This is a genomic window from Agriterribacter sp., assembly GCF_035445465.1.
Classification (GTDB): Bacteria; Bacteroidota; Bacteroidia; order Chitinophagales; family Chitinophagaceae; genus Agriterribacter.
This window is the reverse complement of record NZ_DAOMQT010000002.1, coordinates 146,997-161,218: the sequence shown is the minus strand read 5'-3', so window position 1 is coordinate 161,218 and position 14,222 is coordinate 146,997. Positions and strand designations below refer to the sequence as shown.

The window sequence follows — 14,222 nt, the reverse complement described above, 5'->3', positions numbered from 1 at the left end:
CAAGTTTTTTTTATAAAATCATTTTCTTCTCACTTGCATTTTTCTCAAATTCACTGGCTAATACACAAAATGTGTCTGTTAAAACAAAAGGCAACACTATTGAAATAAGGAACGGCTTACTGGGTATTGTTATTCCTGCAGAAAGTGCTTTTAAAAATGGGCAGCCTGCTCCCGCTCCGGTTCAGGCATTTATTTATAGTAATGGCGTATACTCAAATGATAAGCAGAATGAACTAAAAAGCCCTACTCCCCCCATTTCAATGAATGTTAAGTTTGTTACCAATTCATCCATACAGGTTACCGTAAGCATAACCTATAGCTTTCAAAAAAAGGAATTTCAATTCAGCAAAGCCAAATATAAAGGCGGGGAAGCGGGACCCGGTTTTTACTCTTGTTTAATTACGGTAAAAAAAGGGGAGAAAGCAATATTAATTGAAGAAGATTCAGACTATGATATTAGGTATAGCGTCAATATAAGTAATGGTTTGTGGCCGGACAAAGCAAGGTACAGGGGCTGGTCTTCATCAGATATAAAACTTGGCTATGAACCTTCGGGAAATAAATACCGTTCGGAAGATGAACGGCGATATCCTCTTGATGCCACTGTAGATATTGATTACTCCAAATCAAAGAGCTACCCGCCTCTTGTATTGTGGGAGCCTGCGGGTGGAGAAGTTAATTCGGGAAGATACTGGCAGATGTTTAACAGTAAGGGTGATAACGCTTCTCCCCTGGTCGGTTTTTTTCAGGGTCAGCCAAAGCGGTTGATTGGCGGAAGAAGCGCTGGTGTGAGGCTGGAAGTTTCACCTGAAGCCAAAGAAAAGAACCAGCAAAAATACGCTACATTTACTGTTGAAATTAGCCGGCGGGGGCCTGATAATTCCTGGTATCCCCGGAAACGCTTCCAGTGGGGGCTTTTTATTAGTACAAAAGCAGACTTGCCTGCGCCGGAAAAAACACAACCTATTGCAAAAGAGATGAACCGAATTTCCGGGTTAGGCAGTAAAATAAAAACGTATGCGCAGAAACCGGTTAAGATAGTGCCAGCTTTTTATGAGGGGGCCATCTATATGCCGGCTGGTGATATTCAATCACTGCAGCAAAAAATAAAAAAGGATGCAGGCTTCTACAAGCAAATGTGCCGTATAGATGAGGCCTATAAAACGATCTGGGATGTCTGGCGTTATCCGGACTCGGCCGCCTCACTTAAGAAGCACCTGATAAACTTTAAGACAACGCTTGAAGTTGCATATACCGAAGGAGAGGCAAGTTATACCAGTAAGTTTCGATACTGGAAGGGCAGTAATCTTTTTAAAAAGCAGTCGCTATTGGTTTCGGCCTTATTGGCAGATGCTGACGTAATAATTACTCCTAACGAGAAGAAAACGCTTGAACAACTTATTGCGCTGATGGCGCGTATTCTTTGGGATGACAATAACGTGCCTTTTGTGGATAGCGCCGGCATTAATTATGGGCCGGCTAACATGCCATTAATGTACAATAATACCCGTATCTTCTTTGCATTATTGTTAGCCGATGACCCGGAATTCCGGTTGCGGGCACAGAAGGCTGTACAAGACGTTCGCAATGATATTAAAAAGGCTATTTATGAAAATGGAGCCGGGATAGGGTCGCCTCATTATATCCAGCCTGCTGTTGAACCTGTTCTGTATTCCATGTTGCAGATACGCCAGTCCGGAATGGAAGACCTCTTCGACACAGAGCCAAGAATTGAACGTTTTGCCCGGTTTTACCTATCATTACTTACACCACCTTCGGTTCGTTTTAGCAATAACAGGAAGCTGATTTCTTTTGGTGATGGTTCTGAGGAGAGTGCGTCCGTATTTGCCCTCCTTGCAACCGGCTTGAGGGAAAAAAATAAGGAGTTAGGTGAAGAGTTACTTTCCTGCTATTACAATGGGCCCATGCGTAATTCTGCGTTCGGATCAATAGGCTTATCGGTTAACCTTTATTACAATCCGTCAAAAGTATTTACTGTTACAACATCCAGCTATACCGGGTATCACTCTCATTTCAGGTCGGGAATTAATACGGCGAATGAAACGGCATTGTGGGTGTTAAATGGTAATAAACTCTACGATCACCGGAATGACGATGCAGGTGAAGTGGCCGTATATGCCTTAAAAACGCCTTTATCTCTAAGCCGGAGTTCTTTTTATTATCCCTCGGCAACAGATGCCCGGATAAGGTCTGTGGTAGTTCCTGAAAAGCTGTTTCCCGAGTGGAACCAACCAGAGCAACCCATTACCGGCCACTCGCTTACCAACCGAACCTGGCCTTTATCAGACCTGGTTGAATTTGCCCATTTGGGTTATAGCAGTACCAGCTATATTAAAATGAGCATGAAGAATGGTGCGGTATGGTATCGTAAAATCAATATGATTACCCTGCATGAAGATGTGCCCATTATAGCTTTTTATGATAGCATTCCCGGTAATGAGGCTAATATATGGAGTATGTTAATGATGTCGGAAGGGGCTGTTCGTACACCCGCGGGATTGATTACGCCGGTAAAAAGAATATATGACAATAACAAACGGAAAGAACTGCCCCGGGCATCTCCCGTAAAGGAGCTTTCGCCAGGGTTGAATCGTTTTGTGTTTAACGGCCAGCAATGGCCGGCACATCCTGCAAACGGTATCAATTGGGAACTGTATACGCTGTCTTCATCGAACATGCAATTTACAGTAGCAGAATGGGGTACAACCTGGCAAAACACCATTGAAACAAATGAATTTAAGGCCACAAACAAGCGTGCTTACTCCGAAGAGCAGCAAATTATCCGGTTACACAGTGATAAGCCTTTTTTTAATATACTATTACCTTATGTTAAAGGAGAAAATCCCTATCAGGAAAGCGTAAAATCCATTTCACTCAATAACGTTCTGGTTGAGCAGCAGGGAAATGACATTATCATCAGCCCTGATTATTATGCGGTAAAAACAAAAGAAGGATTCTGTGGGGCGCTCTTATCTTCATCTGCATGGTTTTCCTATAATGGCATTACCATATCGGGAGGATATACGGAATTAGAATATGATGCCCGAACAGTAAAAATAAGGGTACATGGCAACACGGGAAACAGAAAAATCAGGTTGCCCTTTTCATTACAAACAACCGGTAACCTCACCGGCATTCAGTTGGAGAATATGAGGAGCAATACCTTGCTAACCATAAACTACGGGTCAGCAGGCAATGATTTGCCGAATGGCGAAAAAGGATATACTGAATTTACATTCAACAGGAAATAACAGAGATTTTGGGGTTGGTTTTGAAATTAGTGTTGTTAATTTAAAAGTTTAATGGGTTGAGTAAACATGCTGTCTCCGTTATTATCCCCTGCTACAATTCTGCGAAATGGATAGGAGCTGCTGTAGAAAGCTGTATAGATCAGGGAAGCTGTATAAAAGAAATTATAATAGTAGATGATCATTCTACTGACAATAGCTGGGATATATTAACCAGTTTAAAAGAAAAGCATGGAAGTGTGATCATAGAACAAAATCCTTTAAAAGGAGCCAATAACGCGCGTAATTATGGATTCTCCCTGTCATCGGGAAACTTTATTCAATGGCTTGATTCGGATGACTTTTTATTGCCGGGCAAATTAGATGCCCAGTTGTTGTTCATGGAAAAGAATCCTTCTGTGGATATAGCTTATTCTGACTGGCGGCTGGATATTTACGATGAAAATAAAAAATTATTCAAAACCGAATATAAGCAATGCACTGTTTATAAAGATTTTTTGTATGAGTTACTTACAGATAACTGGATTGCTTCGCATGCTTACTTGCTGAGAAGAGATACTGTTCAACAGGTAGTTAATATGAGTGGTTGGAATCCTTTAACCAGCGTAGCTCAGGACAGGGAGTTTTTTACAAAAGCAGCTTTAGCCGGTGCAACGTTTGGATATATAAAAGGAAGTTTTGCTGTATACAACAGGAGACTAAAAATGGGATCTGTTTCCCGTTCAATGAGTGATGAGGATAAAGCCCGAAACATTATTCAGCTATTGAATGATTTTATAGAAGTGCTGCAACTGCAAAGCTGGATAAGTGAAACAAATAAAAAGAAGTATAAAGAAATTCTGACTACCCAGATACTATATTATGCCAGTATTTATGACATCCGTGGGCTCAATAACAATTTCTCTTTTAAAAATACAGATTGGAGATTGATTAAAGGGTACAGGTCAAAGTTAAAGATGCTGAAACGATTGATTGTTAATAAATAATCATGAACGAAATGGATTATTAATCCTCCATCCACTTCGTAAGGCCTTCAAATGTTTTTATAAATCTTTTAAGATCAATATGCAGCACAAAGTTCGAATAAGTTATTATCTAAGTCACCCAATACAATACTTTTCTCCTTTGTTACGGGAAATGGCCAAATCTTTTCAACTGCAGGTATATTACTTCTCAGATATCAGTATAAAGGGGGGGATGGACAAAGGGTTTGGGCAAAATATAAAATGGGATATTCCCCTGCTGGAAGGATACAATAGTTGTTTTATAAAAAATTATTCAGGGAGCTCTTCCCTTGACAACCGTTTTTGGGATTTAATTAATCCGGGAGTGATAAAAAAGTTATTTGATGATCCTTCATCCATTATTATAATGAACGGATGGAGTTACTGCACCTCGCTGATAGCAATTTTTTTTGCCAGACTAATGGGGAAAAAAATTTGGTTGCGTATTGAAAATCCTTATAGCAAGGAGATCAGAAAAAGAAAACATATTCTTTGGCTTAAAAAACTACTTTTAAAACATTTACTTTTTCGCTTCTTCATTGACAAATGCCTTTATATAGGGAAAGACAGCAAAGATTTTTTTAAATTGTATGGCGTACCGGATAACAGGTTAATCTATACACCTTATTGTGTTGATAATGAATATTTCCACAATGCCTGGTTGCTATATCGTGAAAAAAAAACTCAATTATTGCAGGAGCTTAATCTTCCGGCAAATAGAATTATCATTTTATTTACGGGAAAATACCAACCTGTAAAACGGCCTATAGATTTGATAAAGGCTTATGCATTATTGCAATCTTTTAATATTGCCTTGGTAATGGTTGGAGAAGGTGAATTAAGGAGAGATATGGAAACATATATTAAAGACCATAAGCTTCAGCATATTTACCTTACCGGCTTTGTTAATCAAAGTCAGATTTCCAGGTATTATGCCATAGCTGATATGCTGGTGCTGTGTTCTGAAAGTGAAACGTGGGGTCTCTCTGTAAATGAAGCCATGAATTTTGAGTTGCCTGTTGTAGTATCAGATACGGTAGGTTGTTCGCATGATCTTGTTGAACAGGGTAAAAATGGGTTTATATTTGAAAGAGGTAATGTGCAGCAATTAGCAGATTGCTTGAAGCAATTAATCCGTGATGACTCCTTTCGCAAAGAGGCTGGTAAACTATCATTGTCAACTGTGCAGCAATACAATACCGGAGTCATAATAGAAAACGTAAAAATAGCTGCTGAAGAAGAAGAAAAATGAATATAATAAAAGAAAAGAGATTTTTTGTTGTCGGTTCACAGGCCAAAGGAGCGCTTGAATATTCTTATATAAATGCATTCAGGGAATTAAAACTTGACTTAGAGGTTTTTGACCCAGTAAAAGAGCAGCGGCAATACCTGAAAGGAGGGAAAGTTGGACGAATGGTTCACGCATTTTTACCGGTTGAGCAGTGGACTCGAAAAATGAACAGAGAATTAATTTTATCCGTAAAAAAATTCAATCCTGAAATAATATTATTGTTCACGAATGTAAAAGTCCTCCCGGGTACATTAGCATGCATTAAAACTATGCTTCCCACTATAAAAATTGCCTGGATATGGCCTGATACTCCTTTTAACCTGGAAACTCACAATTTCCTCAATGCTGCCCTCATAGATATAACTGCCAGTTATAGTAAGGCAGCCGTGCCGGTTTTTGCCCGATTGGGGTTTAAAAATATTCATTGGGTACCTTTAGCGGGAGATCCGTTTATGCATGGTATCCATGAACCTCCGGATGACTTTGCGTCTGATATCTGTTTTATTGGTGGATGGCGGCCAGAAAGAGAAAAAATGATGTCCGTAATCTGTCAGCATTTTGCGGAAAGCCGGATAGAAATTCATGGACCGAACTGGGAAAAAAAGAGTGAGGATTCAGAAATAAGAAAAAGAGTGAAAAGCGAAGGGGTGTATGAAGCCGAGCTGGCAAAATGTTTCAATAAATCCCGTATTAATATTAATGTTATTGATGATACTAATTATCCCGCAGCTAATATGCGGTTTTTTGAAATACCTACTGCTTTTGGATTGCAGTTATCATCGGCCTGCCCCGAACAGGAGCATTTGTTCAGGAACAGGGAGCACGCGCTCTATTTTCAGTCTGAATCGGATTTGGTTAACCAGGTTAAATGGGCGCTTAGCCAACCGGAAGAATGCCAGAGAATTCGTAAAAATGCCCATTCCTTACTAATGGAATCCAATACCTACACACATAGGTTACAAATGATTCTATATCATATTTGATATTACTGTAAATTTTAAAACTATACTAAATGAAATATGTTTTGATAACGGGAGGTGCCGGATTTGTTGCCAGCTCCCTTGCCGAAAGTCTTTTGTCTACGGGAAATTATTATGTTATAGCCATTGATAATTTTTTAACTGGTTGTAAGAAACATATTAGTGACCATCCCAACTACAAGTTTATAAAAGGAGATGTAAATAATTACAGAGATATTTCTGCAGTAATGCTCAATTATCGTTTTGATTATGTCTTTCACTATGCCGCCGTTGTAGGAGTTTTACGTACACTTGATCATCCGAAAATGGTGTTAGATGATATCATGGGGTTACAACATGTTTTTGAACTATCCAAAAATACGGGTGTCGAAAGGATATTTTTCAGTTCCTCTTCCGAAGTATATGGCGAGCCCGTGCATTTGCCACAGCATGAGTATGTAACGCCACTTAACTCGAGGCTGCCCTATGCTGTAGTAAAAAATATAGGCGAATGCTTTTGCCGTTCTTACCATGACGAATTCGGGCTTGATTATACAATCCTTCGATTTTTTAATACATACGGACCGAGACAAAGCCAAGATTTTGTTGTAGCTAAATTTTTAAATGCTGCTGTAAATAATGAGGCCATAACCATTTATGGGGATGGCAGCCAAACACGTACCTTTTGTTATATAGATGATAACCTCGAGTTTACCCGTAAAATACTTGAAGAGCATTTGTTTGTAAATGATGTTGTAAATGTGGGTAACAATAAGCTAACGACGGTGAAAGAACTGGCAGAAACCATAATACGTATTACAGAATCTTCTTCAAAAATTACTTATTTACCGCCCCTCAAAGAGGGTGACATGACCCGACGCCAACCGGATAATACAAAAATGATTGCTGTACTCAACCGTCCGTTATTGAAATTGGAGGACGGTATTCTGAACATTATTAACCAGAGCAAGCGCATAACTCAAACCATATAGAGGATTCTCTAAATGTGAAGAATGCCTGTTTTAGGGAATGGCGCCAGAATTTTAGCGTAGTCACGCCTTCCTGCAATCATGCTGGGTAAAATCTATACTATTAACGGTTTAGGAAAAGATGCGTGGAATAATTTATTAAATTATTGAAGAAGCATTAACCATTACCTATGAAGCGATTAGCCATTATACATTTTCTGCCACTTGAATTTTATCCACCAGTTATTAATTTTATAAATTATATCAGCCACAAGAAACTTTCTTTTGAGGTAGATGTATATTCAACAGCATTGAGTTTAACCGATAATTTTTTTGTAAATGAATCCGTAAATATTCACAGGTTTCGAATGCCGGATAAGCACAAAGGAAAATTACAGCGAATGCTCGAGTATTTTAAATTTTATGCAAGCGTTTTTCTTCATCTCCTTAAAAATAAGCCAACAGATGTTCTGTACTATGAAACATTATCTTTTCTGCCAGTTTATGCATATAAAATAAGCATGAGGTTTCTGGGAAAAAGCCCCCGGATATTTTGTCATTTTCATGAATATATCACCCCCTTGGAATACAAAACTGGCATGATCTTAAACAGAGTAATACATACTCTTGAAAAAAAACAATATGCAAGAATGGATTGGATTTCTCATACGAATGAAGACAGGATGCAGTTTTTTAAAAAAGATAATCCAGGTATAAAATTCCACAATACATATATACTACCCAATTATCCGCCCGCAAGCTGGTTAAATCCAAACAGACAAAATAAAAATACATTACCGGTCCGTATTGTTTATGCAGGTGCTTTGGGAATGGACACCATGTATATAAAAGAATTCGCAAAATGGGTTGAGAGCAAAAATGGCACAGTAATGTGGGATATCTACTCCCTGCAGGATGCGGGTCCTTTGCTTGCATATTTGTCATCAATAGGGAGTAGGTTTATTCATTTCAAGGGACAGGTGAATTACTATGATCTCCCTGGTGTTTTAGAAGTATATCAAGTTGGAGTAATATTGTATAAAGGGCATATTCCCAATTACATTTACAATGCACCCAACAAATTGTTTGAATACTACGCCTGTGGTTTGGATACCTGGTTTCCGGTAGAAATGAAAACAAGCCATGCGTATGTTACCAATAATAGTTATCCCAGAATAGTAGCCGTTGACTTTCAGAATATGGAGGAATTTGACCTTGCCCAGATGATAGATCACTCAAACTTAACGTATCAAAACTCACCTTATTTTTACGAGAAAGTTTTAGATCCCTTGTGGAGAAAACTATCAATGACGTAAAAAGAATTACTATGGATGCATTTTTGAGGAGTTTGCCAGTCTTCAGGGGTAAATCCCGTTTGGCAAAACTGCTTTTTAAGAATAGTTTGCTAAAGCAGAGGGATATAACAATAAAAGGAAAGTATGGTTGTTCCTTTTTGTTACCTAATCTATATGAAACTATTGGCTTTGATATATTTGTGAATGGAATGTATGAGCCGGAAACAGTTGGGTTTTTATGTAATAAGCTGCTATCCGGAGCAACTTTTCTTGATCTTGGCGCTAATATCGGCGCCATCACTGTACCCCTGGCAATGCAACGAAAGGATATAAATATTGTTTGTGTAGAAGCCGCGCCATGGCTCGTAAGCTACCTTAAAAAAAATCTTGCTGCTAATGAACTTTCGGGAATACGCGTAGTGGATAAAGCACTTTATAATTCAGATGATTTGGAACTGAACTTTTATTCTCCCAGAGAAAAATTTGGTAAAGGGTCACTGTCGCCTGTTTTTACACATGACGCAGTAAAAGTGAAAACAATTACTTTAGACACTTTGATTTTTGAATTGAAGATAGGCAGGGTTGATTTAATTAAAATTGATGTGGAAGGATATGAGCGAAATGTATTTATGGGAGGTAAAAATTTACTGACAGCGGAAAACGCTCCTGATATTCTGTTTGAATTTGTAGACTGGGCGGAAAAGCATGCCGGGTTTACGCCCGGGGATGCGCAACGCCTGCTGGCAGACTGGGGATATACCTTGTACACAATGAATACAAAAGGGAAAATCCATCTTTTACCTGGCGTTATAACAAAGGGAAGCGGGCTGTTGTTTGCATCTAAGAAATCAATAAGCAGCTAAACGCATACTATTTGAAAAACAGGAATTATCTTTTTGCTTATTTGCAGTGCCTTGTTTTTGTTTTGTCGCTGCTCACCAACTGGTATGCGTTTCTTACTATCAGCTTGTTTATAATAATAATTATAGCCACCCTTGATAAGTTAGGTAAGGGGATTGTATTGCGCGAAATAATAGCCATGCATACAACGTTTGTTTGTTTGATAGCCCCCCTTTGGGGCTATCGTGCTTTTACTGTAAGCAATGCTTTGTCGCGGTTATGGGTAAAATACATGCCCGTACCAGAGACCCTGTATTACAGTTATGCGCTTCCCGCTGTAGCCGGTTTTATTTTATTACTGACCTGGCCCTTGGGCGGCAACAATAGCGATACGGGAAAACACTTGAGCAGGCTTCTTGTTTCGGCAAAAGTTATCTTAGCAAAACAACCCCAAGTTGGGTTTTACCTGATTATCATTGGGTTAATATCTTCTGTATTAACCAATTTTTTACCTGGTGCCCTCCAATTTGTAATGTACCTTTTTTATATAGCAGGATTTACGGGCTTCCTATACCTGTACTATGCTCCCCGGACTGCTTACCGGCTTCCGGGCTTACTCATTTTCGGGGTTTTTGTAATGATAGAAGCCGTCAGAGGAGGGATGTTTACTGTTGTTGCCTATATGGGCCTGACCATATTTTCATTTTTTTTCCTGGGCAGGCAACTGAAGCTCTGGAAAAAAACATTGTGGTTTGCTGCCGGGGTATTTGTATTGCTCATACTGCAGATGGCTAAGCCGGCATACAGGCAAATGACCTGGCGGGAAGAATACTCGGGCAATAAAGGAGTATTATTAGGCGAATTGATTCTTGACCAGTTATCTTCCTTGAATCTTACATCCTCCGATGCTTTATTCCCGATATATACCAGAACCAACCAGGGCTTTAATGTGGCGCTTGTTATGAAAAGAATTCCACAAAAGCAGGAGCATGATTATGGTAACAGGCTTTTTCTGACTTTTATATCCGCTTTTGTTCCCCGTGTGGTGTGGCCGGATAAACCCGAAGCCGGCGGTAAATTTAACATGAAATACTACACAGGCTACACCATCAGAGGGTGGTCTACCAATGTGGGTCCTTTGGGCGAAGCATATGGTAGCTTTGGAACTAACGCAGGGATCCTGTATATGCTATTATTAGGGGCGTTTATCAGGTGGGCGTATGCTTTCTTATTTAGGCTATCCGGGCAAGTCTCACCTTTGCTGATTTTTTGGATACCGGTGTTATTTTACCAGGTTACCTATTCTGCTGAAACGGATACACTTCAAATTATGAATTCTTTAGTTAAATCTGCTTTCTTTATATGGGTGCTATATAAGTTATTACCGGGATGGTTTGGAAAATCCGGGAAACAGGCAGTGAAAACAAAACGCCCCACAAAAAATTTCGTAGCCGGATATACCTCACGCGCTTCTTTTGAAAACAAAGTATAAACCTATAATAGTTCTATCAAAAGGCAAAACATCGAAATGGAAGTGCAATTTTTCAGCAGGAAAAAGAACCCGGCTTTTTTTAGTATAGAGGAACTGTTTGGAGTTATACAGCAAAATTTGATTCCCTGTCCGGCATTTCAGAACCACATTATGCCCTATGAGAGTACCGGTATAAAAAAAAGATGGTTAAACGGGCTATTCGCAAAGAAGCATGCAGGAGAAATTAATCATATTACCGGCGATATTCATTATCTCGCGCTTTTTTTACCTCGTCGTAATACGATACTTACCATTCACGATTGTGGTGAACTCGATAAGCAGAAAGGTATAAAAAAGTTCATCCTGTGGTTGTTTTGGTTTTATTTGCCCGTAAAGCGGTTACGATACATTACGGTAATTTCCGAAGCCACCCGGACGCATTTACTGCAATATGTAAAAACCAATCCAAACAAAATAAGCGTTATTCCAAACTGCCTGATTGGGAATTATTCTATATCCTGCAGGCCTTTTAATACGAATAAACCTGCTATCCTCCATGTAGGCATCACGCCTAATAAAAACATTGAAAGAGTAGCAGCAGCGTTAGAGGGCATTTCCTGCACATTAACGATAATAGGCAAACCCAGCACGGCCCAAATCGGGGTTTTGAATCATTACAAAATTGAATTTCGTTATAAAAGTGCTTTGTCGCGACAGGAAGTAATAGCGGAATATGCAGCATGTGATATGCTCGTTTTTGCATCACTGCTGGAAGGCTTCGGTTTACCCATTATTGAAGCCCAGGCTTCCGGCAGGCCAGTGGTTACCAGTAACATTCTCCCCATGTCATCAACTGCCGGCAAGGGCGCCAGCCTTGTTAATCCCTATAGTGTACCCGATATCCGGCAAGGAATATTAAAAGTTATACAGGATAAAGCCTACAGACAGCATATAGTTGATGCGGGACTGGAGAACTGCAAACGGTTTGATCCGGGCCGCATAGCAGAGCAGTACAGGGAGCTATATAAAAAGATTATGACAGACAATAATTCTTCCGGATAGGATATCCATTTAATACGAGGTATTTTTTTCAATTTAGTTTCTTCCGTTTATAATTATGTGCGGCATAACCGGTATTCTACATTTTAACCAGCAGCAGGCGCAGGAAGAGGTTATCCGGCGTATCACAAATGCCGTTTCGCACCGGGGTCCCGATGCCGAAGGCTTTTTCATAGAAAATGAAATAGCCCTTGGGCACCGCCGTTTATCTATCATAGACCTTTCCGCTGCCGCCAACCAGCCTTTTACAGATTATTCAGGCAGATACGTTGTGGTGTTCAATGGCGAAATGTATAATTACAGGGAGGTGAGAGGACAAATAAATGACTATCCCTTTCAAACCAGCAGCGATACCGAAACCCTGCTGGCGGCCTATGCCAAATGGGGTACGAATTGCCTTCAATATTTTAAAGGCATGTTCGCCTTCGCGGTATGGGATAAGCAACAAAAAGAATTGTGTTTGGTGCGCGACCGGATGGGGGTTAAACCCCTGTATTATTTTATAGATGAGAAAAAAATCATCTTCGCGTCTGAGATCCGGGCAATTCTTGCCAGCGGGTATGTGCAAAAAAGGGTAGATCAAAAAGCTTTATACGAATATCTTTCGTACCAGTCTGTTAGCTACCCGCTCACTATGATTGAAGGTATACAACAGTTGGAAGCCGGATCCTATATAAAAATAAAGCAGGGCAAAGCGGAAACAGTAAAATACTGGAATGTTTGCGATGCGCCAAAGCAAACAGCATATACAAACGCGGCAACCATCCAACAAAACATAAAGCAACTGCTCGGGCAGTCGGTTCAGCGCCGTTTGGTAAGCGATGTGCCGGTAGGCGCTTTCTTATCCGGCGGCATTGATTCCAGTATCGTGGTAGGCCTAATGTCGGAAGTAGCAAAGGTTAAACCATCCACCTTCAATATTTCTTTTTCCGAAAAGGAGTTTGATGAATCGGAATATGCGGAGCTTATCGCCCGTAAATTCAATACTAACCATACTAAAATCCGGTTATCACCACATAGTATGCTCGATGACCTGGAGCAGGCCTTAACGGCGATGGATACCCCAAGCGGCGATGGGGTGAACAGTTACGTGGTATCCAAAGCCATAAAAAACGCGGGCATAAAAGTAGCCCTATCCGGAGTAGGAGGGGATGAATTGTTTGCGGGTTACCCTATATTCAGCCAGTTTCAAAAACTGCATGCTAAAAGCGCATGGTGGAAATACAGCGCTTTGATCAGGAAGCTCGGAGCGGCATCCCTTTTTCCGGGAAAGTTCTCGAACAAGAAATATCGCTTACAGCAGTTATTAAGGACGCCTTTACCTGATATTGAGCACATGTACCCGGTGCTAAGACAAATGTTATCGCCCCAATTGGCTAAACATTTAACAACCCTTCCGGTCAATGATGGTACAGCGCTGCAAGGTTACTTATTTAAATATAAAGAGCAGCTCCATCAACTACCGGTGTTAAGCCAGGTATCAGTGGCAGAGTATATGGGATACACACAGCATACCCTGTTAAAAGATACCGACCAGATGAGCATGTCGGTAGCACTGGAAGTAAGAGAGCCTTTTTTCGACACCGACCTTGTAGAATACGTGCTGGGCATACCAGACAGGTTCAAGCAGCCGGTATATCCCAAAAGCCTGCTGGTAGAATCGGTAAAGCCGCTTTTGCCCGATGAAATTGTATTCAGGAAAAAACAGGGCTTTGTGTTTCCCTGGAATATCTGGATGAAAAATGAATTACGGTCGTTTTGTACCGGATATATTACCCGTTTGTGCGAAAGAAGCTTTATCAACAGCAGCGCATTACAGCAATACTGGAAACGGTTCTTAAGCAATGACCCATCTATCCGGTGGATGGATATCTGGCTTTTTGTGGTATTGGAATACTGGCTCGAAAAAAATGGCATTGACGAATAGTTTAAAAAAATAATGCTCTTCACCTGCTGGTACGAACCCGGCTTAAAAGGTTCTTTTATCAGTTAACCCCGTGTGATATTTTGCGGTAAATTAAAACCTACAAGCCTGTTTTTATAATAAACTAATTATAAATTTATCC

General features: G+C 40.1%; 10 protein-coding genes. All 10 read left to right on the top strand.

The window, feature by feature from the left end:
- Positions 1–71 precede the first annotated feature (71 nt).
- The 10 genes from PLE34_RS01845 (at position 72) to asnB (ending at position 14,083) form a co-directional block, all read left to right on the top strand.
- Complete coding sequence (locus PLE34_RS01845) at positions 72–3,272, top strand: hypothetical protein (protein ID WP_324553641.1); 3,201 nt, start codon at positions 72–74, stop codon at positions 3,270–3,272.
- Between the two features lie 56 nt (positions 3,273–3,328).
- Positions 3,329–4,255, top strand: a complete 927-nt coding sequence (locus PLE34_RS01840; RefSeq protein WP_324553639.1) for a glycosyltransferase family 2 protein — start codon at positions 3,329–3,331, stop codon at positions 4,253–4,255.
- Positions 4,256–4,334: 79 nt separating this feature from the next.
- The gene (locus PLE34_RS01835) at positions 4,335–5,525 is read left to right on the top strand and encodes a glycosyltransferase family 4 protein (protein ID WP_324553637.1); all 1,191 of its coding nucleotides are present in this window, start codon (positions 4,335–4,337) and stop codon (positions 5,523–5,525) included.
- Complete coding sequence (locus PLE34_RS01830; protein ID WP_324553635.1) at positions 5,522–6,547, top strand: CgeB family protein; 1,026 nt, start codon at positions 5,522–5,524, stop codon at positions 6,545–6,547. Before PLE34_RS01835 ends, PLE34_RS01830 begins: the two co-directional genes overlap by 4 nt.
- A gap of 29 nt (positions 6,548–6,576) precedes the next feature.
- Complete coding sequence (locus PLE34_RS01825; RefSeq protein ID WP_324553633.1) at positions 6,577–7,515, top strand: NAD-dependent epimerase/dehydratase family protein; 939 nt, start codon at positions 6,577–6,579, stop codon at positions 7,513–7,515.
- 167 nt (positions 7,516–7,682) lie between these two features.
- Positions 7,683–8,807 (top strand): glycosyltransferase family protein, encoded by a 1,125-nt coding sequence (locus PLE34_RS01820; protein WP_324553632.1) that lies wholly within the window; start codon positions 7,683–7,685, stop codon positions 8,805–8,807.
- An 11-nt stretch (positions 8,808–8,818) separates the two neighbouring features.
- A complete protein-coding gene (locus PLE34_RS01815; RefSeq protein WP_324553631.1) occupies positions 8,819–9,649 on the top strand; it encodes an FkbM family methyltransferase in 831 nt (276 codons plus the stop codon).
- A gap of 11 nt (positions 9,650–9,660) precedes the next feature.
- Positions 9,661–11,118 (top strand): hypothetical protein, encoded by a 1,458-nt coding sequence (locus PLE34_RS01810; RefSeq protein WP_324553629.1) that lies wholly within the window; start codon positions 9,661–9,663, stop codon positions 11,116–11,118.
- Between the two features lie 36 nt (positions 11,119–11,154).
- On the top strand, positions 11,155–12,159 hold the full coding sequence (locus PLE34_RS01805; RefSeq protein WP_324553628.1) for a glycosyltransferase family 4 protein: 1,005 nt from the start codon (positions 11,155–11,157) through the stop codon (positions 12,157–12,159).
- A gap of 55 nt (positions 12,160–12,214) precedes the next feature.
- Positions 12,215–14,083: an asparagine synthase (glutamine-hydrolyzing) gene (asnB, locus tag PLE34_RS01800; RefSeq protein WP_324553626.1), complete on the top strand. Its 1,869-nt coding sequence runs from the start codon at positions 12,215–12,217 to the stop codon at positions 14,081–14,083.
- The last annotated feature ends 139 nt before the right edge of the window (positions 14,084–14,222 follow it).